The sequence below is a fragment of the Nitrospirota bacterium genome, from assembly GCA_016212185.1.
GTDB lineage: Bacteria > Nitrospirota > Thermodesulfovibrionia > UBA6902 > DSMQ01 > JACRGX01.
The window spans coordinates 25,322-47,954 of sequence record JACRGX010000023.1; the positions used below are offsets into that span (position 1 = coordinate 25,322).

At 43.0% G+C, this 22,633-nt stretch carries 25 protein-coding genes, 1 other RNA gene and 1 pseudogene; 18 read left to right on the top strand and 9 right to left on the bottom strand.

The features are described from left to right. Window positions 1–11: 11 nt before the first annotated feature. On the top strand, window positions 12–1,553 hold the full coding sequence (locus tag HZA10_02260; GenBank protein ID MBI5195127.1) for an NADH-quinone oxidoreductase subunit M: 1,542 nt from the start codon (window positions 12–14) through the stop codon (window positions 1,551–1,553). Next, the gene (locus HZA10_02265; GenBank protein ID MBI5195128.1) at window positions 1,544–2,980 is read left to right on the top strand and encodes an NADH-quinone oxidoreductase subunit N; all 1,437 of its coding nucleotides are present in this window, start codon (window positions 1,544–1,546) and stop codon (window positions 2,978–2,980) included. Before HZA10_02260 ends, HZA10_02265 begins: the two co-directional genes overlap by 10 nt. A 20-nt stretch (window positions 2,981–3,000) precedes the next feature. Here HZA10_02265 and HZA10_02270 read toward each other — a convergent pair whose 3' ends face one another. Together HZA10_02270 and HZA10_02275 are read right to left on the bottom strand one after the other, a co-directional pair. Next, window positions 3,001–3,162, bottom strand: coding sequence for a hypothetical protein (locus HZA10_02270; protein MBI5195129.1), 162 nt, complete (start codon window positions 3,160–3,162; stop codon window positions 3,001–3,003). A gap of 11 nt (window positions 3,163–3,173) precedes the next feature. After that, complete coding sequence (locus HZA10_02275; GenBank protein ID MBI5195130.1) at window positions 3,174–4,682, bottom strand: hypothetical protein; 1,509 nt, start codon at window positions 4,680–4,682, stop codon at window positions 3,174–3,176. A gap of 281 nt (window positions 4,683–4,963) precedes the next feature. Here HZA10_02275 and HZA10_02280 point away from each other — a divergent pair, with 281 nt between their 5' ends. After that, window positions 4,964–5,338 (top strand): helix-turn-helix transcriptional regulator, encoded by a 375-nt coding sequence (locus HZA10_02280; GenBank protein ID MBI5195131.1) that lies wholly within the window; start codon window positions 4,964–4,966, stop codon window positions 5,336–5,338. 237 nt (window positions 5,339–5,575) lie between these two features. On the opposite strand, the gene HZA10_02285 is transcribed toward HZA10_02280, so the two are convergent. Then, window positions 5,576–5,806, bottom strand: coding sequence for a hypothetical protein (locus HZA10_02285; GenBank protein MBI5195132.1), 231 nt, complete (start codon window positions 5,804–5,806; stop codon window positions 5,576–5,578). 216 nt (window positions 5,807–6,022) lie between these two features. Between HZA10_02285 and mdh the strand changes: the two genes are divergently transcribed. From mdh to HZA10_02340, 11 genes are all read left to right on the top strand, one after another. Further along, window positions 6,023–6,949 (top strand): malate dehydrogenase, encoded by a 927-nt coding sequence (gene mdh, locus HZA10_02290; GenBank protein ID MBI5195133.1) that lies wholly within the window; start codon window positions 6,023–6,025, stop codon window positions 6,947–6,949. A 229-nt stretch (window positions 6,950–7,178) separates the two neighbouring features. Next, complete coding sequence (locus tag HZA10_02295) at window positions 7,179–7,904, top strand: nucleoside-diphosphate kinase (GenBank protein ID MBI5195134.1); 726 nt, start codon at window positions 7,179–7,181, stop codon at window positions 7,902–7,904. Between the two features lie 312 nt (window positions 7,905–8,216). Further along, on the top strand, window positions 8,217–9,791 hold the full coding sequence (locus tag HZA10_02300; GenBank protein MBI5195135.1) for a DEAD/DEAH box helicase: 1,575 nt from the start codon (window positions 8,217–8,219) through the stop codon (window positions 9,789–9,791). A gap of 260 nt (window positions 9,792–10,051) precedes the next feature. Next, window positions 10,052–10,387, top strand: coding sequence for a TusE/DsrC/DsvC family sulfur relay protein (locus HZA10_02305; GenBank protein ID MBI5195136.1), 336 nt, complete (start codon window positions 10,052–10,054; stop codon window positions 10,385–10,387). Window positions 10,388–10,598: 211 nt separating this feature from the next. Next, on the top strand, window positions 10,599–11,168 hold the full coding sequence (locus HZA10_02310; GenBank protein ID MBI5195137.1) for an RsbRD N-terminal domain-containing protein: 570 nt from the start codon (window positions 10,599–10,601) through the stop codon (window positions 11,166–11,168). Further along, a complete protein-coding gene (gene dsrM / locus HZA10_02315; GenBank protein ID MBI5195138.1) occupies window positions 11,165–12,157 on the top strand; it encodes a sulfate reduction electron transfer complex DsrMKJOP subunit DsrM in 993 nt (330 codons plus the stop codon). Before HZA10_02310 ends, dsrM begins: the two co-directional genes overlap by 4 nt. 2 nt (window positions 12,158–12,159) lie before the next feature. After that, window positions 12,160–13,770 (top strand): (Fe-S)-binding protein, encoded by a 1,611-nt coding sequence (locus HZA10_02320; protein MBI5195139.1) that lies wholly within the window; start codon window positions 12,160–12,162, stop codon window positions 13,768–13,770. Continuing rightward, the gene (dsrJ, locus tag HZA10_02325; protein ID MBI5195140.1) at window positions 13,770–14,168 is read left to right on the top strand and encodes a sulfate reduction electron transfer complex DsrMKJOP subunit DsrJ; all 399 of its coding nucleotides are present in this window, start codon (window positions 13,770–13,772) and stop codon (window positions 14,166–14,168) included. The genes HZA10_02320 and dsrJ overlap by 1 nt, the downstream gene beginning before the upstream one ends. Further along, window positions 14,165–14,962 carry a 4Fe-4S dicluster domain-containing protein gene (locus tag HZA10_02330; protein ID MBI5195141.1) on the top strand — a complete coding sequence of 266 codons (798 nt, stop codon included), beginning with the start codon at window positions 14,165–14,167 and terminating at the stop codon, window positions 14,960–14,962. Before dsrJ ends, HZA10_02330 begins: the two co-directional genes overlap by 4 nt. Continuing rightward, on the top strand, window positions 14,955–16,127 hold the full coding sequence (nrfD, locus tag HZA10_02335) for a polysulfide reductase NrfD (protein ID MBI5195142.1): 1,173 nt from the start codon (window positions 14,955–14,957) through the stop codon (window positions 16,125–16,127). The genes HZA10_02330 and nrfD overlap by 8 nt, the downstream gene beginning before the upstream one ends. Before the next feature lie 343 nt (window positions 16,128–16,470). Beyond that, window positions 16,471–16,656 (top strand): 4Fe-4S binding protein, encoded by a 186-nt coding sequence (locus HZA10_02340; protein MBI5195143.1) that lies wholly within the window; start codon window positions 16,471–16,473, stop codon window positions 16,654–16,656. A gap of 59 nt (window positions 16,657–16,715) precedes the next feature. On the opposite strand, the gene HZA10_02345 is transcribed toward HZA10_02340, so the two are convergent. The 4 genes from HZA10_02345 to dsrH are packed head-to-tail and all read right to left on the bottom strand — an operon-like array spanning window position 16,716 to window position 18,083. After that, complete coding sequence (locus tag HZA10_02345) at window positions 16,716–16,967, bottom strand: sulfurtransferase TusA family protein (protein ID MBI5195144.1); 252 nt, start codon at window positions 16,965–16,967, stop codon at window positions 16,716–16,718. Between the two features lie 30 nt (window positions 16,968–16,997). Continuing rightward, on the bottom strand, window positions 16,998–17,411 hold the full coding sequence (locus HZA10_02350; protein ID MBI5195145.1) for a DsrE family protein: 414 nt from the start codon (window positions 17,409–17,411) through the stop codon (window positions 16,998–17,000). Window positions 17,412–17,413: 2 nt separating this feature from the next. Further along, entirely contained in the window at window positions 17,414–17,773 is a 360-nt protein-coding gene (locus HZA10_02355; GenBank protein MBI5195146.1) for a DsrE family protein, read from the bottom strand. A gap of 13 nt (window positions 17,774–17,786) precedes the next feature. Then, window positions 17,787–18,083 (bottom strand): sulfurtransferase complex subunit TusB, encoded by a 297-nt coding sequence (gene dsrH / locus HZA10_02360; protein ID MBI5195147.1) that lies wholly within the window; start codon window positions 18,081–18,083, stop codon window positions 17,787–17,789. Window positions 18,084–18,399: 316 nt separating this feature from the next. Between dsrH and ssrA the strand changes: the two genes are divergently transcribed. The 3 genes from ssrA (at window position 18,400) to HZA10_02375 (ending at window position 19,842) form a co-directional block, all read left to right on the top strand. Beyond that, window positions 18,400–18,750, top strand: a transfer-messenger RNA (tmRNA) gene (ssrA, locus tag HZA10_02365). A 160-nt stretch (window positions 18,751–18,910) separates the two neighbouring features. Beyond that, the gene (locus tag HZA10_02370) at window positions 18,911–19,129 is read left to right on the top strand and encodes a helix-turn-helix transcriptional regulator (GenBank protein MBI5195148.1); all 219 of its coding nucleotides are present in this window, start codon (window positions 18,911–18,913) and stop codon (window positions 19,127–19,129) included. Between the two features lie 5 nt (window positions 19,130–19,134). Continuing rightward, on the top strand, window positions 19,135–19,842 hold the full coding sequence (locus tag HZA10_02375; GenBank protein MBI5195149.1) for a TaqI family restriction endonuclease: 708 nt from the start codon (window positions 19,135–19,137) through the stop codon (window positions 19,840–19,842). Here the strand turns inward: HZA10_02375 and HZA10_02380 are convergent. Both HZA10_02380 and lexA read right to left on the bottom strand, forming a co-directional pair. Then, window positions 19,834–20,625 carry a site-specific DNA-methyltransferase gene (locus HZA10_02380; protein MBI5195150.1) on the bottom strand — a complete coding sequence of 264 codons (792 nt, stop codon included), beginning with the start codon at window positions 20,623–20,625 and terminating at the stop codon, window positions 19,834–19,836. The two genes, HZA10_02375 and HZA10_02380, sit on opposite strands and share 9 nt — an antisense overlap. Window positions 20,626–20,763: 138 nt before the next feature. Beyond that, window positions 20,764–21,354 (bottom strand): annotated as a pseudogene (gene lexA, locus HZA10_02385) (transcriptional repressor LexA). Window positions 21,355–21,431: 77 nt separating this feature from the next. Between lexA and HZA10_02390 the strand changes: the two are divergent. Next, window positions 21,432–22,583 (top strand): nucleotidyltransferase domain-containing protein, encoded by a 1,152-nt coding sequence (locus tag HZA10_02390; GenBank protein ID MBI5195151.1) that lies wholly within the window; start codon window positions 21,432–21,434, stop codon window positions 22,581–22,583. Window positions 22,584–22,633: the final 50 nt, after the last annotated feature.

Here is a 22,633-nt window from a genome sequence, read left to right on the forward strand (position 1 = left end):
ATTGAAAGAAAATGGAAAATATAATTTTAAATCAGCTTAATTATCCTGTGCTCAGCGTAATAGTGTTCCTCCCTGTCATCGGGTCACTGCTTATTTTATTTTTGAAAAACAACAATGCAATACGCTGGGCTGCGCTTATTGTGACCACAGCCGTGTTTTTATCAGCACTTCCAGTATTAAGCAATTTTGACAAGACTACATACAAAATGCAGTTTGTGGAAAGGTATCCGTGGATTCCGTCATGGGGCATAAACTATTTTGTGGGAATAGACGGCATCAGCATACTCTTTATATTTCTCACCGCGCTTTTGAGCATCCTCTCCGTGCTTGTTTCATGGAGGGCTATCGGGACAAAGGTCAAGGAATTTCACATTGCCATTTTAACTATGGAGGCAGGAATGTTAGGCGTCTTTGTCTCTCTGGACTTCCTGCTTTTTTACATCTTCTGGGAGGCAATGCTGATACCGATGTTCCTCTTAATCGGCGTCTGGGGCGGCTCTCAGAGGATTTATGCGGCAATAAAGTTCTTCCTTTACACACTTGTCGGAAGCGTGCTCATGCTTGCAGGCATTGTAGTGCTGTATTTTTACGGAGGGAAAACGCTTGATATTCTTGCCTTGAGCAGTCTCAGGTATCCGGTTCAGCTTCAACTCTGGCTTTTCCTTGCCTTCTTTGCCGCCTTTGCCGTAAAGGTCCCGATGTTCCCGTTTCACACATGGCTTCCTGACGCCCATACAGAGGCGCCGACTGCCGGGAGCGTCATACTTGCAGGCATTCTAATTAAAATGGGCGCGTACGGATTTTTAAGATTCTCCATGCCGATGTTCCCAGACGCAGTAAAATTTTTCACAGGACCGCTCCTTCTGCTGTCCATAATTGCAATCATCTATGGTGCGCTTGTATGCCTTGCGCAAAAGGATTTAAAAAGGCTCATTGCATATTCAAGCGTAAGCCATATGGGATTTGTCACACTCGGGCTTTTCGCCCTTAATCAGCAGGGCGTTGAGGGCGGGATACTTCAGATGATAAACCATGGCATTATCACAGGCGCGTTTTTCCTGATGGTTGGAATCATTTATGAAAGAACACACACAAGGGTAATTTCAGACTACGGAGGCTTTGCATCTGCCGTTCCTTGGTACTCAGGAATTTTCATAATATTCACCCTTGCATCAATAGGGCTTCCGGGCACAAATGGCTTCATCGGTGAATTCCTGATAATACTCGGCGCATTCAAGGTGAAAATGCTTACAGGCGCGCTTGCGGCAGCAGGGATTATCCTTAGCGCAGGATACATGTTATGGCTTTATCAAAGGGTGTTTTTTGAAAAGCTTAATCCCAATTACGAACATCACCCTCTAACAGATTTAAACCTGCGGGAAGTATTAATATTAACGCCGCTCATTATCCTTGTCTTCTGGATAGGCATTTACCCTGATGCATTCCTTAGCTTCATGCGTCCTTCTGTAACACACCTTATTGAACAGGCAGGCTCAGGAGCCGAAACAAACAATCTGGCACAATTCATAAAGGAGATTTTGGGATGGATTTAAATCTTATCAGGATACTTGCGCCTGAACTTATACTGATATGCACGGCATTGATACTCCTTTTGCTTGATTTGCTTGTCAAAAGAAAAGAGACGGTTGCCTTTGCCGGCATCATCGGCGCCCTGCTCTCTTTTTATGTGAATATCAGACTGTGCGCTCTGGGCTGGTCGGGCAGTATATTGTCCGGAATGTTTATATTTGACGGATATGCTAATTTTTTTAAATTAATTTTCTATATCAATGTCATCCTTACAATCTTTATCTCCCTTAAATACATGGCGTTAGACGGCGCATCATTCGGGGAATACTATGCGCTCATCCTTTTTGCCTCATCAGGCATGATGATTATGGCGTCAGCCGTTGATTTAATCGTGCTTTACTTAGGGCTTGAGCTGATGGCACTTTCAACCTACATACTCACAGGGATAACAAGAAGACAGATTCGCTCGTCAGAAGCCGCGGTAAAATATTTTTTCCTTGGAGCATTTTCCTCGGCATTCCTCCTGTACGGAATCTCCCTTACCTATGGCCTTACAGGCACAACAAACCTGAAAGAGATTGCCATGGCATTGCAGGGGCTGAACCTTTTGGAAAATCCTATTCTTTCATTAGGGCTGATTTTTCTGATCGTGGCTTTCGGGTTTAAGATTGCGCTTGTGCCTTTTCATATGTGGGCACCTGATGTTTATGAAGGAGCGCCCACGCCTGTCACAGCCTTTATGTCCATCGGCCCGAAGGCGGCCGGGTTTGCGGTTTTGGGAAGGGTGCTGTTTGATGCATTCGGAGCCATGCATGTGCAGTGGTCGCAAATCCTGATCCCCTTGTCAATTATTACAATGGCTGCCGGAAACATCATTGCCATTGCGCAGACAAATATCAAAAGAATGCTTGCATATTCATCCATAGCCCATGCGGGGTATGCGCTTTTAGGCATCATCGCAGGAACATCAGGAGGGCTCTCGGGCATGATGAACTACATGTTTATCTACGCCTTTATGAACATAGGAGCATTCGCAGTTGTGATTATGCTCAGGAGTGAAGGTTTCAGAGGCGAGGAATTATCGGATTATGAAGGGCTTGCAAAAAACCACCCTGTTGCATCCGCCTTAATGCTTATTTTCATGTTTTCGCTTACAGGGATTCCGCCGACAGCAGGCTTCATCGCTAAATTTTATATCTTCATGGAGGCGGTCAGGGCAGGCTATCTGCCCTTGGTGATAGTCGCAGTCATATTCAGCGCAATCTCCGCATTTTTCTATTTACGGGTCGTCATGTATATGTACATGAAAGAGCCTCAGAAAGAAGTCAGCCTTTCAACAACTCCGGCGTTATACATCGCCCTTGCCGTAACCGCCGCAGCAACACTTATCTTAGGAGTTTTTCCGTCAGTGCTCATAGAACTTGCCAAAATGTCAGCGATGGGGTTTTGAGCGGATATATTCCCGCAGTTTTATTTTACAATACTAGAATTGCCTGCCGCATGCTTTATTTCCTTATCCGTCTCTTCCTCAAAAGCCCTGACTTTTATTTTTTTCTTTGGCGCCCAACCGTGTTTGTGCGGTTTGCAAAGGGCACAGCCTTTGGATTTTTTATCCTTATAAACTTTTCCCATTAGTTTTTATTTTAGCATGAATAAACAGGTAATTTTTTAAATGACTTTAAGGAAATGGTTTTACTCGCACTGAAATAATTCGTCCCGTCAGGTTTTTTGATTTCTAAGCCCATTGTATCTCGTAGAGTCGAGTCTCCGACAGGACTGCCATCAGTAATTGTTGCAGTAAACGTGTAGCCTGAAGCTCCATTAATCGTTCCAACGCCTGTAACTATCGCTGTGCCTCCTGACGCTGAAATTCCCGTGATTGATGTGCTTACAAGGCTCAGTCTGTTTCGGGTGTAATAATATCTGAGATAACTTGTCCCAAGAGAAGATGCGTTAACATTAACACTCATGCTTGCACGGAATAACGGTATCGGATAATTGTAAGCATTGCCTGAAACTGAGGCAATTGGTGTTGATGGGTTGCAGTCGTCATCTATGCCATTATTGGGAATTTCAGTCGCACCGGGATTGACTGCCGGATTGCTGTCATCACAATCAACATCTGAGGGATAACCATCATTATCATTGTCGGGAACAACAGGCGATGCAATAAATCCTCTTGAAGTGCCTGTACTGTCTTTTCCCCACCCAACTATAGTTCCGTTATCATTAATTGCCTGTGCACTTGACTCTGACCAACCGGTAGGCAATATTTCGGTATATGTACCACCACTGTAAAGAAATCCCTTAATGGTGTTATTGCTACCATATACACACCCAACTGCGTCTCCGTTGTTATTTAGTCCTCTAACGTCTGTATATGGCCATTGTGGGCCCACCTCTAACGAACCCAGCATATGTAATATTGAATAAGAGCCATTACTGAAAAGAAATGATTTATATCCCTGCCCGTCATAGCCATTGCCAATTATATCCCCATTATTATTGATATCAATAAGGGTCAAATAAGATAACCCCGGAATCATGAACTCAGTGTAAGAACCGTTACTGTAGACAAAAGCCCTTGATGCACCGAATCCGTAACCATCTCCCGCTACATCCCCGTTGTTATTTATCGCGACAGCTCTTGACGCTGACCAACCGGAAGGAAGTATTTCGGTATAATTCCCTGAACTGTATAAATACCCTTTTCCCATTGACCCCTCATTATTGTGCTCGCCATATCCCACTATAGCCCCACTGTCATTAATGTCTACGGCAACAACATGTTCACCCCAGCCAGAAGGCCTTATCTCAGTGTAAGAACCATTACTATAGAGAAAACCTCTATAGCCCAAAGCAGTAGAGCCTGTTCCAACAACTTCTCCATTATTATTAATACCATAAGCAGACGCATAGGTCTGGCCAGTAGGTAACAATTCACTGTAAGAACCGTTGCTATAAATAAAGCCTGTCCTCTGTGTACCGCTGCCATCTGGACTTCCTACAACTACACCGAAATTGTTGAGTCCTCTGGCATCTGTGCCGGGAAATAATTCCGTGTAAGTGTATTCAACTGCATAAGCAATATTTACAAGGAACAATACATTCAGTAAGCAAATAACAATACTTAATCTTTTTTCCTTTTTCATTTTCTCCCCCCCAATTCATAATTAACGATATTCTAAAAAATACAAAGGGCACGCATACATAGCAGTGCCCCTCGTCATTCAAATTTAATGATTACGTCTTAACTCTGTATAAGGCTGATTGTGGAGACTATTCACCCCATTGTTATTCTTACCATATTGCAGCAAGTTTCAGTGTGTAGATATTTTGACTATTCCAACTCTATGTTGTTAATTGTTTTTACCATATATATGTGGTATTTGTCAAAAGAATAATCAGATGGATATACATGGTTTATTGAGTATTGAAAAGAACATATAATCTCTCTATGAAAGAGGCGGCAGGCGATATAAGAAAGAAATTTGGCAGTCGGATAAGGGAATTAAGAAAATCCGCAGGGATTACACAGGAAGAATTAGGCGAGAAGGCAGAATTGAATTATAAGTTTATAGGCGAACTTGAAAGAGGGCAGGTAAACGTAAGTCTTGATTCTATCGTAAAAATTTCAGGTGCGCTTGAGGTAAAAATAGGCGATTTATTTTCAAAAGAAAAGATTTCAGTGCAAAAGGTTTCTGTAAAAGAAAATAACCCCTTGGCAAAGTTCTCCCCTCAAGACCTCCGACTCATCAAAAAAGCCCTCCGGCTGCTAAACAGGACGTTTTCAAGGGTATCGGCTTAAAATTTTTTCCAGATCGTCTGATATCTCCGGCATTTCCAGAACAGAGGAAAATTCATTTACCCACGACCGGATTCGCTGTAAATCCAGACCCGGATTGGCATCAAGGACTGATTCTATATCTGCTAAATCTCTCGGGAGGCTGCTACGCCGCCTGTCACAATGCCAAGAACACCTGCCTCCTTTAGCCAGTTGACAAAATCCCGCAAGACGGCAAAAGGCAATTGCACCTGTTCCTTTTCAGACATGACAGAGCCTTTTGAGTTTTATCCACAATTCCCTTACTTCTATTTCTTCTGCCTTTAAGGCGCTGCCCCACCTGAAATCATCTACCCATCCCATAAGAACAGTCAACTGCTGCAGCTTTTGTTTGGCAGTAGTTTTACGCAATTCCTGCCGTTCCGCCTCATTAACCATTTCCCAGCGCTTTTTGAACTTCAGGGCTTCTTCTTTTGTGATTCTATTGCTCATATTAATATCCTTATATTATTATATCCTTGTTCTGCATTGAATTCCATAAGTTTTATAGAGCAGGTTTCTCCGGCTTCTGAACAGGACGTTTTCAAAGGTATGAGTTTTCCCCAAAACCCTCTTGTTAATAATTTCTCCCTTAGGCTATAATTCTTAACTATTTAACGGTGTCTGGATTCCTGCTTTCGCAGGAATGACAAAACCATGGAGGGCGGGTTGAATAAAAAAATCACTGTCGTTGGCGCGGGCAATGTCGGCGCAACGACTGCGCAGCTTATTGCAGAGAAAAACCTCGCGGACGTTGTGCTTATTGATGTCGTTGAGGGCATACCGCAGGGCAAGGCGCTTGACATTCAGGAGGCATGCCCGCTGTGGCATTCTTCTTCAAAAGTCACAGGCACAAATAACTACGCTAACACTGCTGATTCTGATATTGTCATCATAACTGCAGGGCTTGCGAGGAAACCCAGCATGAGCAGGGACGACCTGCTTAAAGCCAATGCTGACATAGTAAAAGGCGTTGCGGAAAATATTGCCACATTTTCTCCCAATTCCATTATCATCGTTGTCACAAATCCCATGGATGTAATGGCGCAACTTACGCAGAGGGTTACGAATTTTCCTTTTCAAAGGGTTATCGGCATGGGCGGGGTGCTGGATTCTGCGAGGATGCGGACTTTTATTGCGCTTGAGATGAATATATCTCCCAAAGACGTTCGTGCAATGGTCTTAGGCGGACACGGCGACCTTATGGTGCCTTTGTTTGAAACAACGACTGCCGGCGGTAAAAAAATAACAGATGTTTTGCCTGTTGAGAAAATTAAAAAAATCATTGAGCGGACAAAAAACGGAGGCGCCGAGATTGTAGGGCTTTTAAAGACAGGCAGTGCATACTATGCGCCTGCCGCCTCTGTAGTTGAGATGATAGAAACAATATTCGGACTGAAAAGTGATATACTTCCGTGCTCTGTTTATCTGAACGGCGAATACGGAGTAAAAGGTGTTTACACCGGCGTGCCTGTAAGGCTGTCTTCAAAGGGCGCCGGGAAAATTATAGAAATTGAACTGTCTGATGATGAAAGACAGGGCTTCATGAAGTCAGCAGAGGCAGTGAGGGAGCTGATTAAAAAAATAGGAATTTAGTTTGATAAGGGGTTATTGATAAGAGGTTCTTCAAGCGAACATTCAAAGATTTTAGGAAAATCAAGGAAATCAAAAGAAAAAGGAATTAAAACTGTTTGACCCCGATTTCTCGGGGGAGTTTTTTAATTCCCTTTTGATGACGCAGATTTTCCGTATGAAAATCTTTGCAGAGAGCTGAAAAATCTCTTATCAAAATTAAAAATTAAGAAATAACAGAAGGAGAAAAGCTATGAATAAAGAACTTGAACAAACACTCGTATTAATTAAACCGGATGCTTTGAAGAATTCATTGACCGGATATGTGCTTTCACAGCTTTCTGAATTCCATTCAGGCTTATGCTTTTCCGGCACCAAGATAGTCCACGTTTCAAAGATGCTTGCCGAGGAGCATTATTCGGAGCACCGCGGGAAGTTATTCTTTCCTTCGCTCATTGAATATATCATGGGACAGCTTCATTATCCCGGCAAACCTGAAAGGCAAAGGGTCATTGCAATTGTCTATCAGGGACTAAACGCAGTGGGGAAGATACGCGATATTGCAGGTCCCACAAATCCGCATCTTGCACGGGAACAGAAGCCCGGATGTATCCGCTCGCTCGGGACTGTCGTGCCGCTGTTGAATGACAAGGGAGAGAAAATTGGCGAACGTATGGATAATCTGATTCATGCTTCTGCGACAATAGAAGAGGCTGAGCGCGAAATCAAGCTCTGGTTCAAACCAAACGACATCCCTACCTCCATGCGCATATACACAACACGGCAGAGCGAGGAATTTTTTTATTTTAAAGACGACAGGGTTCTCAAAACATACGAGCCCGGCAGTGTATGCCTGCTTGCGCTCGGAAATCTGGCATGGGAATCGGATTTAGACGTGCTCCGGCAGATCAGCAAGGGACAGCAAGCCTCCTGCACTATCCAGACAGTCGCAGCAAAATATCTTTTGAACGCGGAGTAAAAGCAAGCACGGCAGACAATTGTCTGCCGTGCTTGCTTTTACTCCCCTGTCTATGCCATACTGAACCAGCTTTCTGAAGTTTTTGACGAATAACAAGCCGCCAAAGCTTTTGACTTTGCGGCTTTTTTATTTGAATTAACACAAACACTGAAATTAACCACTGAGAACTCAGAGAAAAATAAAACTGAATTTAGCCACAGATTACACAAATTAACACAGATTTTTCAAAAATTTTTTTTAATCTGTATCTTCTGCCGACTCTGTGCCCCCTGCCTGCCGGCAGGCAGGTCTGTGGTTTAAAAAAGGAGAAACATGTACAAAAGATTTTACAATTTCAATCTCTCGGACGAGGTGCTTAACGCCGTCTCTGAGATGGGCTTTGAACAGCCCACACCCATACAAGAAATCGCAATTCCTCCTGCCATGGAGGGGCTTGACATAATCGGTCAGGCGCAGACTGGCACAGGGAAGACTGCCGCATTCGGCATCCCGCTGATTGAAAAAGGCAGAAGAGGCAAGACCCCGTATGCAATTGTCCTTGCGCCTACGCGCGAGCTTGCGGTGCAGGTAGCGCAGGAGCTGAACAGGCTCGGCAAAAACAAGGGCATAGTAACAGTCCCCATTTACGGAGGACAATCCATTGACAGGCAGATACGCTCGCTTAAAAAAGGGGTTGATATTGTCGCCGGCACGCCCGGACGCGTGATGGACCACATGCAGAGAAAGACGCTCAGCCTTAAAAATATCAGCTTTTTAGTCCTTGACGAAGCGGATGAAATGCTCAATATGGGCTTTATTGAAGACATTAAGTTCATTTTAAAGGAAATCCCCGCAGAGCGCCAGACCATGCTTTTTTCAGCGACCATGCCTAAGGAGATTGTAAACATAGCCGCCAGATACATGCGGAATCCCAAAAAGGTCGCCGTAGATGCAAAGAGCATGATTGTTACGAAAATTAATCAGGTGTTTTACGAAGTCAGGCACGATAACAAGATAACGGCGCTCACAAGACTGCTTGATGTTGAAGAACCTTCTCTTACGCTCGTCTTCTGCCATACCAAAAATGAAGTGGATGAGGTATCGGGCAAGCTCCAGCAGATGGGATATTCCGCAGGCGCGATACACGGAGATTTTACCCAGTCTCACAGGGATGAGATGATGTATAAATTCAAAAAAGGTGATATTGACGTGCTTGTCGCCACAGACGTGGCCGCAAGGGGTCTGGATATCCCAGACGTTTCACATGTAATTAACTACAGCATCCCGCAAAACCCGGACAGCTACATTCACCGCATAGGACGTACAGGAAGGATGGGCAAATCCGGCATTGCAATCACATTCGTCACGCCGAGAGAGCTCAGGCAGTTAAGGCTCATAGAGCTTTCCGCAAAGACAAAGATTAAAAAAGCGAAACTGCCCACGATTGCCGACGTCAAAAAGGCGCGCGAGCAGGAGGTAATCAATGAGATTGACAATGTAATTGAAAATGCAAAACACTCGGGATTTTTGAATTTGACGGATGAGCTGTCCAAGAAATATCCGCTCCGCGATATAGCCGCATCTGCCCTGAGCCTCATTTTTTCAGACATTGAAGACGAGGAGATAGAGGAAATCGGCATGCCTGATTTATCTTCAAAAAATAATTACGCAAGGCTCTTCATGACTATCGGAAGAACAGACCGGGTAAAGGTCGGCGACATTGTCAGGTCTATTGCATCTGCCGCAGGCATCCCGGGAGAAAAAATCGGGAACATCGCTATTTTTGACAAATTCACTTTTGTGGAAGTGCCTCACAACCTCGCCTCAAGGGTAATAGACGCCGTTGATAATGCCGTTATCAACGGCAGGAAGATACGGATCCAGCTTGCAAAGGCAAAAAAGCGGTGAACAGGCTTGCGGCAATTCCTGTAAACAGCGGGGAACTACAGTTAAATTAAAAGTATTTTTTCCTAAATACTTTTATAAAATTTTTTAATTTGACCGTTTATGGACTGTTATATTAAAGTGTTAGGTCTGTGGTTCCTTACTTTGAGGGTTATTACCACGAATTTAAGACCTTTTGGTTGCTGTGTACAGCCTATTTTTCATAAAAAATACACAGGCTAAGACAAATACAAACAATACAAAATAAAAGGAGGAAGTTTAAAATGGCAACATTAGAATTTGAAGGAAAGAGCTATGACGTTGATGAGGAAGGGTATCTTTCAGACTGGCAAAACTGGAACGAAGGGCTTGCAGGCCACATGGCAAAACTTGACGGACTTGATCTGACATCTGCGCACTGGGATGTTATCAGATTTCTGAGGGATTATTTCCAGAAATACCAGATAGCGCCAATGATTAAGATTCTTGTCAAGGAAATCGGCAAGTCTCTTGGTCCTGAAAAGGGCAATACCAAGTATCTATATGAACTTTATCCGGCCGGACCTGCAAAGCAGGCGTGCAGATATGCAGGGCTCCCAAAGCCGACCGGCTGCGTATAAATAATGAGATACCATGTAGCAAGCTACATGGTATCAGAAAGATAGTGGTTATTTTGTTGTTGTCATTCCCGCTTGTCGGGAATCTTTCCGCTTCTTGAGAATAAGAAAATGATTCTGGACAAGCCAGAATGACAGAATGAGAGACCTTGTAGCAAGCTGTTAGTAATTAACAAGTTCAAATTTATAGAGGAGCGGTTTATACGGCTTAACCATGGAGTTGTATAATCTTCTGTCAGAAAATAAATCTGCTATTGTCAGTCAATGGTTTGATGCAATAGTTAAAACTTATCCGCCTGATACCTCACGTTTTTTAAAAGGGCAGCAGAATCCCTTTCATAATCCTGTGGGGGCTGTAATATATCAGGGGATGGAGAACCTATTTGAAGAACTCCTCAGCGGGACATGGAGCGAAAATATTTCCCTGCACCTTGACAATATCGTCAGAATCAGGGCAATTCAGGACTTTACCCCCTCGCAAGCTGTTGGTTTTATCCTCCATCTGAAAAAAATCATCAGGGAAACATTTATAAATGAAATCTCTGAGCGCTGGCTTTCTGATGAATTGCAGGCATTTGAAAATAAAATAGACGAAATCTCCCTGCTTGCCTTTGACAACTATATGAAATGCAGGGAAAAGATTTATCAGCTCAAAGTCAATGAACTGCAGAGATGGACCTTCAGGAGACTGCAGAAAGCAGATGAAGTATATAAGCAGGAATGTGTCCATAAAGACATCTATAATGAAACAATAGAATTTGGAAGAAAAGAGGTACCAAGATGAATGCCATTCTTTCCCTTATTGCCGTAATAGTATTAGTTTTGATTGCTTTACTGGGAGTCAAAACGGCAAACCTTCATTTCCTCTTCGGAATAGCTGTGCCCTATACGGCTATTGCCGTATTCCTCATCGGCGTAATCTCACGGGTTTTAAAGTGGGGGCGCTCGCCGGTTCCATTCTGCATACCAACAACCTGCGGTCAGCAGAAGTCTTTGCCATGGATTAAACAGTCCAAACTTGACAACCCGTCTACAACCTCAGGAGTCATCGGAAGAATGCTTCTTGAGGTCCTTTTGTTCCGTTCGTTATTCAGCAATACGACATTTGAATTAAGAAAAGGCCCTAAGTTAGCCTACGGCTCCACAAGGTGGCTCTGGCTTGGCGGACTGGCATTTCACTGGTCCTTTTTCATTGTCCTCATCAGGCACCTGAGACTATTTACAGAGCCTGTGCCTTCATGCCTGAATAAGCTTGAAGTTCTTGACGGATTTTTGCAGATAGGCGCGCCCGGACTTTTAATAAGCGGCGTAGTCCTTTTGCTTGCGGTTACATATCTTTTTCTCAGAAGGGTTTTTATCCCCGAAGTCCGCTACATCTCGCTTGCGGCGGATTATTTTCCGCTGTTTTTAATATTAAGCATTGCCTTAAGCGGCATCATCATGCGGTATTTTACAAAGGTGGATATCGTAGGCGTAAAAGCGCTGACAATGGGATTAGTCAGTTTTAATGCCGCAATCCCCGAAGGAATCAGCGTCGTTTTTTACATTCATCTGTTCCTTGTAAGCGCCCTGCTTGCTTACATACCTTTCAGCAAAATTATGCATCTGGGCGGAGTCTTATTAAGTCCAACCAGAAATATGCCTAATAACAGCCGTATGGAGCGGCACATAAATCCGTGGAATTATCCTGTCCATGTTCACACTTATGAAGAATATGAAAACGATTTCAGGGAAAAAATGAAACAGGCTGGAATCCCTGTGGAGAAGGAGTAATTATGTCAAAAACGCCCAAACCGGATGAACTGTCTAAAGTAGATTATACTCCGCCTAAGACCGGATGGATGGACACGCCCGCTGAACTCAAGCAGGGCATGTGGTGCTATGGCTCAAAGCCCAAAAATCTTGAGACTTTAGAGTTTCCCAATCCAAGGCAGTGGTCGCCTGCGGATGAGGACTGGAAACTGCCCGAAAACTGGCAGGAAACTTTACTGAACGGGCTTAAAGAGCGGCTTGATAAATACCGTTCATTTAAGGTCTTTATGGACATATGCGTAAGGTGCGGGGCCTGCGCTGATAAATGTCACTTCTTCATAGGCTCAGGCGACCCGAAGAATATGCCTGTCTTAAGGGCGGAACTGCTCCGCTCCGTGTACAGGGGAAATTTTACAACAGCGGGAAAGATACTTGGAAAACTTGCTGGCGCGCGCAAGCTTACTTATTCAGTGCTTAAAGAATGGTGGTATTATTTCTTTCAGTGCACCGAATGCCGCCGCTGTTCTGTCTTCTGCCCTTACGGGATTGACACTGCTGAAATCACCATGATGGCCAGGGAGCTCCTTAACCTACTCGGATTAAACACAGACTGGATCTCAGGGCCTGCCGCAAACTGCTATATGAAGGGCAACCACCTCGGTCTTGAGCCGCATACAATTGTCGGCAATCTTGAATACATGCTGGATGATATTGAAACAATAACCGGCATAAAAATAAAACCGTCATTCAACAGAAAAGGCGCTGAAATCCTTTTTGTAACGCCTTCCGGAGACCTTTTTGCAGACCCGGGCACATATACTGCAATGGGTTATCTCATGCTGTTCCATGAATTGGGGCTTGACTACACATGGAGCACCTATGCCTCAGAAGGCGGGAACTTCGGTTTCTTCACATCAAATGAGCTTGCAAAGAGGCTGAATTCAAAAATATACGCAGAGGCAAAAAGACTCGGCGTTAAATGGATTCTGGGCGGTGAATGCGGCCATATGTGGAGGGTGCTGAATCAATACATGGACACATGGAACGGTCCTGCAGACTTTCTCCAGATGCCTAAGTCTCCGATAACCGGCACTATATTTGAGAATGCAAAATCCACCAAGATGGTTCACATTGCAGAATTCACCGCGGACCTTATAAAACACGGGAAACTGAAGCTGGACCCAAAGAGAAACGACCACCTGAAGGTAACCTTTCATGACTCGTGCAACACCGCGCGGGGCATGGGTATTTTTGAAGAGCCCCGTTACATTATCAAAAACGTATGCAATCATTTCTACGAGATGGATGAACATACCATCAGGGAGAAGACCTTCTGCTGCGGCAGCGGCTCGGGACTAAATGCAAGCGAGAACATGGAACTCAGGATGAGGGGCGGACTGCCGAGGGCCAATGCCGTAAAAGACGTTGTAGAAAAATACGGCGTAAACATGTTAGCCAATATCTGCGCCATTGACAGGGCGGCGCTTCCGGCAATAATGGACTACTGGGTGCCCGGAACTGCTGTCACAGGCGTTCACGAACTCGTTGCAAATGCGCTCGTCATGACGGGTGAAAAAGAGAGGACGACTAATCTGCGCGGCGAGCCCCTTTCCGGAATGGAGGGCAAGGAATAATGTATAACAGCGGGAAAATAATCACCGGACTCATCATCTTTGTCGGGCTGGTTGCGACTCCTTTCTTTTATAACTCCGGCAAAACTTCTGTTAAGCCGGAGCCCGGTATTGACACCCCGGCAATCCGGCAGCTTGCTGAAAAACAGTGCGTTGAACCAAGGGAATTTATGAAGGCCAACCATATGCAGCTTCTGAATGACTGGAGAGATTCTGCCGTACGCGACGGCAGCAGGATTTATGTAAACTCACAGGGCAAACAGTTCACCATAAGCCTTCAGAATACCTGTATGCACTGCCATTCAAACAAGGCTGAATTTTGCGATAAATGCCACACCTACGCAAATGTAAAGCCGTACTGCTGGAACTGCCATATAGCGCCGAAGGAGAATAAGACATGAGCATAGATAGAAGAGAATTTTTAAAATTTGCAGGGGCCTCCACGCTGTTAGGGCTTGGAGGCATAACGGCAGTACAGGAGCTTCTTAAAACCAGCGCCGGGGCATCGCACGTTATGGTTGATGAGAAGGCTTTATCAGCAAAGAGATGGGCTATGGTTATTGACATAAGTAAATTTAAGACAGAGGCAGACTATAAAAATGTGGTTCAGGCCTGCCACAGCATACACAATGTGCCTGACATCGGAAATCCCAAAGATGAAGTTAAATGGATATGGACCGACACATATGAGCACACCTTTCCAGGGCAGGGAAATGAATACATGCCTGAGGGCTTAAAACACAAACCGTTCCTCCTTCTGTGCAATCATTGCGAACAGCCTCCCTGTGTACGTGTTTGCCCGACAAAAGCTACATTCAAAAGAAAAGACGGGATTGTCATGATGGATCAGCATCGCTGTATCGGATGCAGGTTCTGCATGGCGGCATGTCCTTTTGGCGCAAGGAGCTTTAACTGGAGAGACCCAAGACCGTTTATCAAAGAGCAGAACCCTGAATATCCCACAAGGACTATGGGTGTCGTGGAAAAATGCACCTTCTGCTTTGAACGGCTTGCAAAGGGTCTTCAGCCGGCTTGTGTGGAAAAGTCCAACGGCGGGCTGATATTCGGCGACCTGTCTGACCCCAATTCAGAGGTTAGAAAGGTCTTAAGCACACATTACAGCATCAGGCGCAAACCGGAAATCGGAACGCAGCCCAGTGTTTATTACATTATAGGAGGTAGTGAAAATGCTTGAAAAGGCGCTGACCGGCAGTAAAAAATACTGGGTCTGGATATTCTTTTTGCTTGCCCTGATAGGCATCGGTGTTATTAACTACCTTCGCCAGTTTAGCTACGGACTTGGCATTACAGGCATGAGCAGGGACGTCTCCTGGGGTTTTTATATCTCCCAGTTTACATTCCTTGTCGGGGTTGCGGCATCAGCCGTTATGCTTGTCATACCGTATTACCTGCATGACTTTAAAAAATTCGGAAAGATAGTCATCCTCGGGGAATTTCTGGCTGTGGCCTCTGTTTCAATGTGCATGCTGTTTATTTTTGTGGACATGGGACAGCCTATGAGGATTATGAATGTCATACTGCACCCCACTCCCAACTCAATACTTTTCTGGGACGCCATTGTATTAAATGGTTATCTGTTTCTTAACATTATTGTCGGATGGACTACCCTCGGCGCCGACCGCAAAGGCGTTCCGCCTTCAGCATGGGTAAAACCCCTGATATATCTGTCAATACCGTGGGCAATCAGCATCCACACGGTTACGGCATTTCTTTATGCAGGCCTTCCCGGAAGACATTTCTGGCTGACTGCAGTCATGGCGGCACGGTTTCTCGCATCGGCATTTGCTTCCGGACCATCGCTTCTTATTATTTTATGCCTGATTGTAAGAAAGGTCAGCAAATTTGACCCGGGCAAAGAGCCGATACAGGCTCTGGGAAAAATAGTCACATATGCAATGTTTGCCAACGTATTTCTGCTTGGACTTGAGTTTTTTACTGCATTTTACAGCAATATACCGGGGCACATGCATCCCTTCCACTATCTCTATGCCGGTCTTGAAGGGCATGCCAAACTGGTCCCGCTGATGTGGGCGTCATCTATACTCGCAGTTGTGGCGCTTATCCTCCTGATTAATCCGAATATGAGGAAAAATGAAAATATTCTTGCCTTCACCTGTGCATCGGTCTTTATATCCTTGTGGATTGACAAGGGATTCGGACTGGTTATCGGAGGATTTGTTCCCAACCCGTTTGAAGGGGTAACAGAGTACTGGCCCACACTGCCAGAGGCGTTAATCTCCCTTGCGGTATGGTGCATAGGGTTCCTGATACTCACTATACTTTACAAAATAGCCGTTACAGTGAGGGAAGAGACAAGCTCCTGGCCCGAGCTTCACTAAAAACAGCCCTTGCGGGTAAATGACACTGACGGGGCACAAATACCTTCAAAATTTTAGAAAAGCAATTAAGATTATTAGATGCGATGTTGTAATTTGTTAGAAAATTCATAGTAAATGCATAGGGTATGCCGTACAACATCGCATATTATGGTATTGCCCTAATATTTTTCAGGCATCTATACCCCGTCAATGTTACATGTAGATTTTTAATAAAATAATTATGTATAATTAAAAAACAGGTTTTTAGCTAATAAATGTTATTCTTGCCTTATCCTCATTAGGCTTTAATGCCTCTTAATTTTTCAGGGATTGGCTTGAATCAAAAAAACAGGAGGTGAACAACATGTATGTAGTTGCGATTGAAAATGAAAAATGCGACGGGTGCGAGGAGTGCATAAATATCTGCCCGGTTGAAGTCTTCAAGCTTGAAAACGGAAAATCATCCCCGCATAAGTCAGACGAATGCGCTTACTGCTTGAGCTGTATAGAGGCATGCCCTAACAAAGCCATTACTGTAACTGAAATGTAATAAAAAAAAGGCGTCCCGATGCTTCGGGAACGCCTTTTTTTATTCTTCTTAATTTTTCCTTAAGGCTTTTTAATAAAGATTTCCCAGTAACCTTTATCTTCAAGTTTGATTAACTCAAACTCATATCCATGTTTCTCGCAGTACTTGGGGATTGTGTCTTCAGCAGATGCAGGGGCATCGCAAAGCACCTTTAGAATAGTGCCTGCCGCCGCCTTTTCAAGCGTCTTCTTGGTCAGTACAAGCGGGTATGGGCACACCCTGCCAAGCACATCAAGTGTTTCGGTCGGTGTCATTGACTTTAAATCCGCCATTAATCATTACCTCCTATATTTAATAGTTTTTTAGAAGAAAAGAAGATGGTGCATGTCTTCCATCATCTTATTAATCTCAGCAAAAGGTACAACCTTAACCTTCATGTCGGCTCCGAATTCTTCAGCATCCATTATAATATCATTTTCAGACAGTCCAAATTTTTCAAGGTCCTCCTTGCATACAAGAACATTCAGGTCTAGGAGAAGCGAATTTTTAATATGCGACTCTGTGCTTGAAATATTGTAGTGCTCTGTTGCCTTTTGGTTTTTTATGCAGTTTAAAACCCCGTCGCCTATAAAGGCGAGGTCTGCCGTAACCAAATCGCCGTCCTTCAGATAAACCTCAACCGACTGGCTTGCGATTGCATGCGTCAGGGCCAGTTTCGGATTTTCAGTCTTGTAAGGCGGTCTCTGAACAATAAAACCCAATTTTGTAGTTGCCATTGTTACTCACCTCCTATATGAAGCACCCTGTCTGCATCAAAGGCGCTTGCAAGGTACCAGTCCATGCTGTGTCTTTTAAAACCTTCCATTGTGCCGTCCTTGTGATAGCCTCTGGCTTCTGCGCAGGCCTCGCAGGCAGTTGCGGTAAGCCCTTTGCCCATCAGCTCTTTCAGGGTTTTTTCAAGATGAGAGTAATCTTTAAATGCCCTCTGCCCTTTTATTGACAGCATGGTCCCGTTGCCTGAGACCCATAAATCAACCTTATGCCCCTTGTCTACAGCCGCCCCGGCAAGCTTTACGGCAAAATCAAGGCTCATGGAGCCGACAAGTGAAGAAAAACAACCAATCGTAAGTTTCCCCATTTTCCAATTCCTCCTATAACCAGACTGATTTTTCGTAGTTGTTGAATATCAGGTCAACCACATCGCTGTAATTTACGACCTTTATGCCGCTTGCAATATTGGAACTGCTCAAACCCCTTGTCTCAAGGTCTTCGGAGAGCGCATAAAAATCAGCAGACTTTTTAAGAAGCGGAGAAGCGCCGCCGTTTTCTTTTATGGCTGCATGATATACGCCGTTTTGAATAAGTATTATGCCCAGCTTTTCAGCCTTCAGCCTGTCCAATGTGTCAACCGTATTCCTAAGGTCACTGACAAAAACAGCAAGTTTCATAAAAATACCTCCTTAAATTGATATGTTGTCAAAAATTAACCACAAAGTGCACAGAGTGCTTAGCATTGCAAAATTATCAATTATCATTTCAAAATGCAAATTTTAAATGCTAACTTTGCAATGCTAAATTTACAATGAATATTTTTTCAGCGTTCTGGTTTGCCTATTATTTTTTTACAATTCTAACTATAAACAAGGCGTTTTACTTTATACTTTTAAGTGCCCTTTGTCAACAGCTTTTCTGCCTTATAATTTAATGTTATCGCCATATAAAACTACCTTAAAAATCACTTTATGCTATAATAAATAATACATAGGGGGCGACAGGCCTCGACGGGGGTTATGAGGTCTACGCTGCATGCCGTGGCTCTGTCACCACGTAAAAAGGCAGAACAAAAACACAAAAGCCAATCACGAACTGGCACTTGCTGCTTAATTAAGCGGCACGCTTCCCTGAGACTGTCTGCGGCTCAGAAGAGGCGTCAGAAAGCGGGCTTGTCTGAAGGTATCCTCCCTTGACCTTTGGATGAAACTTAAGAGGGGGCCGGAATCAGTAAAGCCTGCCTGCCGGCAGACCTGATTCTTAAACTTAAATAAGCAGGATACGCATGTAGACGCTTAGATGTAGTGCTTCCGGACCCGGGTTCAAATCCCGGCGCCTCCACCATCATCTCTTTTCCGCCATACCCTTGCTTCCGACAGCAATTTTTACGCTGGATTTTTCTTTTCCTTATCTCGCACTCCCAACACAGAAAAGGTTAAAGAATTCTCTGAAATATATAATCCTATTTTGGGATTATACCATAATAGGATATATACTAAAAAATATGAGCAAATCAATTTATACAAAAGATTACAAGGAAATTATTAATCGCCTAAAACAAGCGAGAACTGACGCGGGACTTTCTCAACAAGCAGTAGCCGATAAACTCGGGAAACCACAATCTTATGTTTCAAAAATTGAATCCGGTGAGAGACGGCTTGATGTCGCCGAGCTTAAAAAATTAACAGAACTTTATAAAAAGCCGGTATCTTATTTTATATAATCACCATGCTGTTAAATAAATTTGAAAAATTTCTACGAGCGGTTGATCTTAAGGCATATAGAGAAAAATACATGCCGATTAAGATTGTGGAAATGAATTTACCTAAAAATATTCAAGCAATTGAGCTGTTATATCGTGTATATTGGGACAAAAAGGAATTTATCGATTTTGAGAATTTTTATAAAATTTATGAAAAGGAAAAAGTGCGAGATCTCCACAAATTTCAAAAAAAGACCGGCATGTGCGCAAAGTGCTTTAAAAAAGGAATAAGGGCAAGAACATACAGAACATGGGCAGGACTAATTACACAAATTCACGCAGGGTATGTTGCCGAACAAGTATTTGGTCCCAACACTATAAAAATGTCAGAGGAACTGGACCGTCAAGGCGCTGATATTCAAGTAAATTATAAAGGAATTATTCTTAATTATGATGTGAAAAAGATAGCAAACACGGGGGTAATGGGGCGCGGGCATACTCCAAAACGTCCAATTCCAGGAGAAAAGATTCCCATTCGGTATGAGGTTCCAAACCTTGATGTTATTTTATATCCAAAAAAGAAAAGAGAAGAGGGATATAAGAAAGCGTATACTGATTTTGCTAATAAGTACATAGAAACCAAAATGCTTGCTGTATTTCCAAACGGTTTTGTTGTCTTTACACCCCATATCTTTGAGCAAAAGAAAAACGAGGTAGACCAATCATCAAAATAATTTCGGTACAACCTTTGTGCTATCTATCATCTTTTCCGCCATTCGCACATAATCTGGATTAATCTCAAAACCAATATATGATTGCCCTAATTCTTTGGCGGCAACACATTCTGAACCTGTACCCACAAATGGCACTAAGACAACGCCGTCTTTTTTAGGCATAGCTGATCTAATTAATTTTTTCGAAAGTTCAAGTGGTTTTTGTGTCGGGTGTTTCATAATTTCGTGACCGTTGTGTTTTTGCAATTGCCGCGGTTCAAAAACACTATCGCAAGTTTTACACAAAAACCACCTCTCAATCATTCCGGCCCCACCTGCCAAAGCTGCGACCTTGATGACATCTCGCGGTAATGCGCCACCCTCATGGGCATTATAAACAGTTTCTATTCCACTCTTGCTAAATCTGCCAACTGTTCCTTTTCGTACCTTTCCAGCTGCTCCATTCAAAAATCCTTCCGTATATGGTTCTCTCACTTCATCTCTATTAAAAATTGGGGTGTCTTTCCATGCGCAGATAATTGCTTCATGGCTTCTCTGCCAAAAATTAAGAGAGGCAACATTTTTATTCGTATAGTGCCAAATAAGCCAGCGTTTGTTTATAGGAATTTCAATAGAAAGATAAGCTAAAATTTCACTAAAGCCGTAAATAAACATTGTCCCAGTTGGTTTCATTGTTCGGATGCTTTCACTGATCCATTCTTTACACCACGCAACATATTCGCTCAATTCTCGTTTATCAAGATTGTTCCCAAAATCTTTGCCGATATTGTAGGGCGGATCAATTACTACGACATCGCAACTTTCGTCAGGAAGTTTTTTAAGTTCTGCGAGTGCATCGCCTAAAATTATTTTGTTTAATGGAAGCGTCTTGTTTCTTTTTAACGAGGATGTTGTCAATAACTCCTCTACATGTTGTGACTCGTTTTGTATGACGTCAATAACAATACCTTGAACCTGTATATCTCGATCTTTCCTTATAATAATCGGTTCGTATGCGCTATTTGCCGGCTGAAGCCGAATCTGATTACGCTCTTTATAAAATTTTTTAAGCGTCGCCTCATAATTATCTATTAAAGCAACCACCCTTTGTCCATTTTCAGCAACTTCTTGTTGTTTAACCAAGACAACATCGCCGTCTTTTATATTTTCGTCAATCATACTATTTCCGCTCACTCGCAAGGCGTAGAAATCGCCATTTTGGGGTAATTTTGTTTTGGCTACTGCTATAAACTCATTTTGGCGAATTGCTTCAATGGGTTCACCGGCGGCAATAGTTCCCAAGAGAGGGATTTTTACCAAATATTCCTTTTCTGGAATGCTAATTGCGCGCGCCCTATTCTTTAACCTTTCCAAATAACCCTCTTTTTTTAACTTAGATATATGAAAATGGGCAGTAGAAACCGAGGAAAGCTTAAAATGCTTACATATCTCCTCAAGAGACGGTGCGTAGCCCTTCTTTTTTGAGTAAGATTTTACGAAGTCAAGGACTTCTTTTTGTTTTTTTGTAATCATAGACTTGAAAATTTTTTATATTCTTTAGTATAATCGAAACAAAATAGAAAATCAAAGCCAAGTTATCCCAAACCATAATGAACATATCAGAAGAACAACTAAGTCGGTGGGCAAAAGCACCAAGCGAAACAGAAGAAGGAAAGTGCCAAAATACTATAAACAGGATTACGGAAATCGTGAAAAATAAATTTGGCAATGATGTTTCAGTGTTTTTACAAGGTTCATATCGCAACCGGACAAATGTCAGACAAGATAGCGATGTGGATATAGTCGTTTTACATAAGAGCTATTATTTTCCTGATGTTGGTGGGTTATCAGAATCCGATAAGACAGCTTATTGGAAAAATTTCACTGAATCCAATTACACATTTCCCCAATTCAAAAATGATATTCATGCTTTACTGAAAGATACTTTCGGGACAAGTATGGTAACCAGAAAAAATAAATGTATTAGAGTAAATGGTAATGATTATAGGGTAAACGCTGATGTTGTTCCTTGTTTTGTCCATAAACGATTTTGCGCGCTCTCATCTGTAGAGGTGGAGGGTGTTGAGTTAGTCTCTGATGCTGGTATTCATATTCATAGTTTTCCGAAACAACATTATGATAATGGTGTTACAAAAAACAACGATACCGAAAAAATGTATAAATCAGTGGCGCGTATTCTTAAAAATATTCGGAATGAACTTATGGGTCAAGGAACTATCTTGCCCAACAGTATGCCCTCTTTCTTTCTTGAATGCCTGGTTTGGAATGTTTTACCGAACACTCTTTTCAAGAAAAGCACTTACACTGCAACAACAAGGGCTGTTATTGCTACAATTTGGAATGAAATGAGAGAACCTGAAAAGGCAAATAACTACGCTGAGATTAGTGATCTGAAGTGGTTGTTTAGGGGTAACCCCAATAGGACACATCAGCAGGCTTTGGAAATTTCGCAAACCTTCTCAAAAATCTTTGTGTACGCTTACTATGAGCGATCACAATCGGAAAGTGTGGTCGCAAATTTTGCTGAACTAAATAGTGAAAATTATCTGTTTTACACTTACGACAGTGCGCCAAATTCACTAAAATCTGGTGCAATGCAAGCACACAAAGGTACTGTCAAACTTAAGTATTTATCGAATGAGAACAAGCTTATCGGCACATACTTCAATAGTATTGGAAATAGTGGTGAAGTAGATTTTGAGTTTGAACAAAATGCTTTGATAGGAAGGTTTGCGAAATAAGTCTGCTGAAAAAATTGGAAGCCCAAACAAATGCGTGGCGTGAGGAGGGG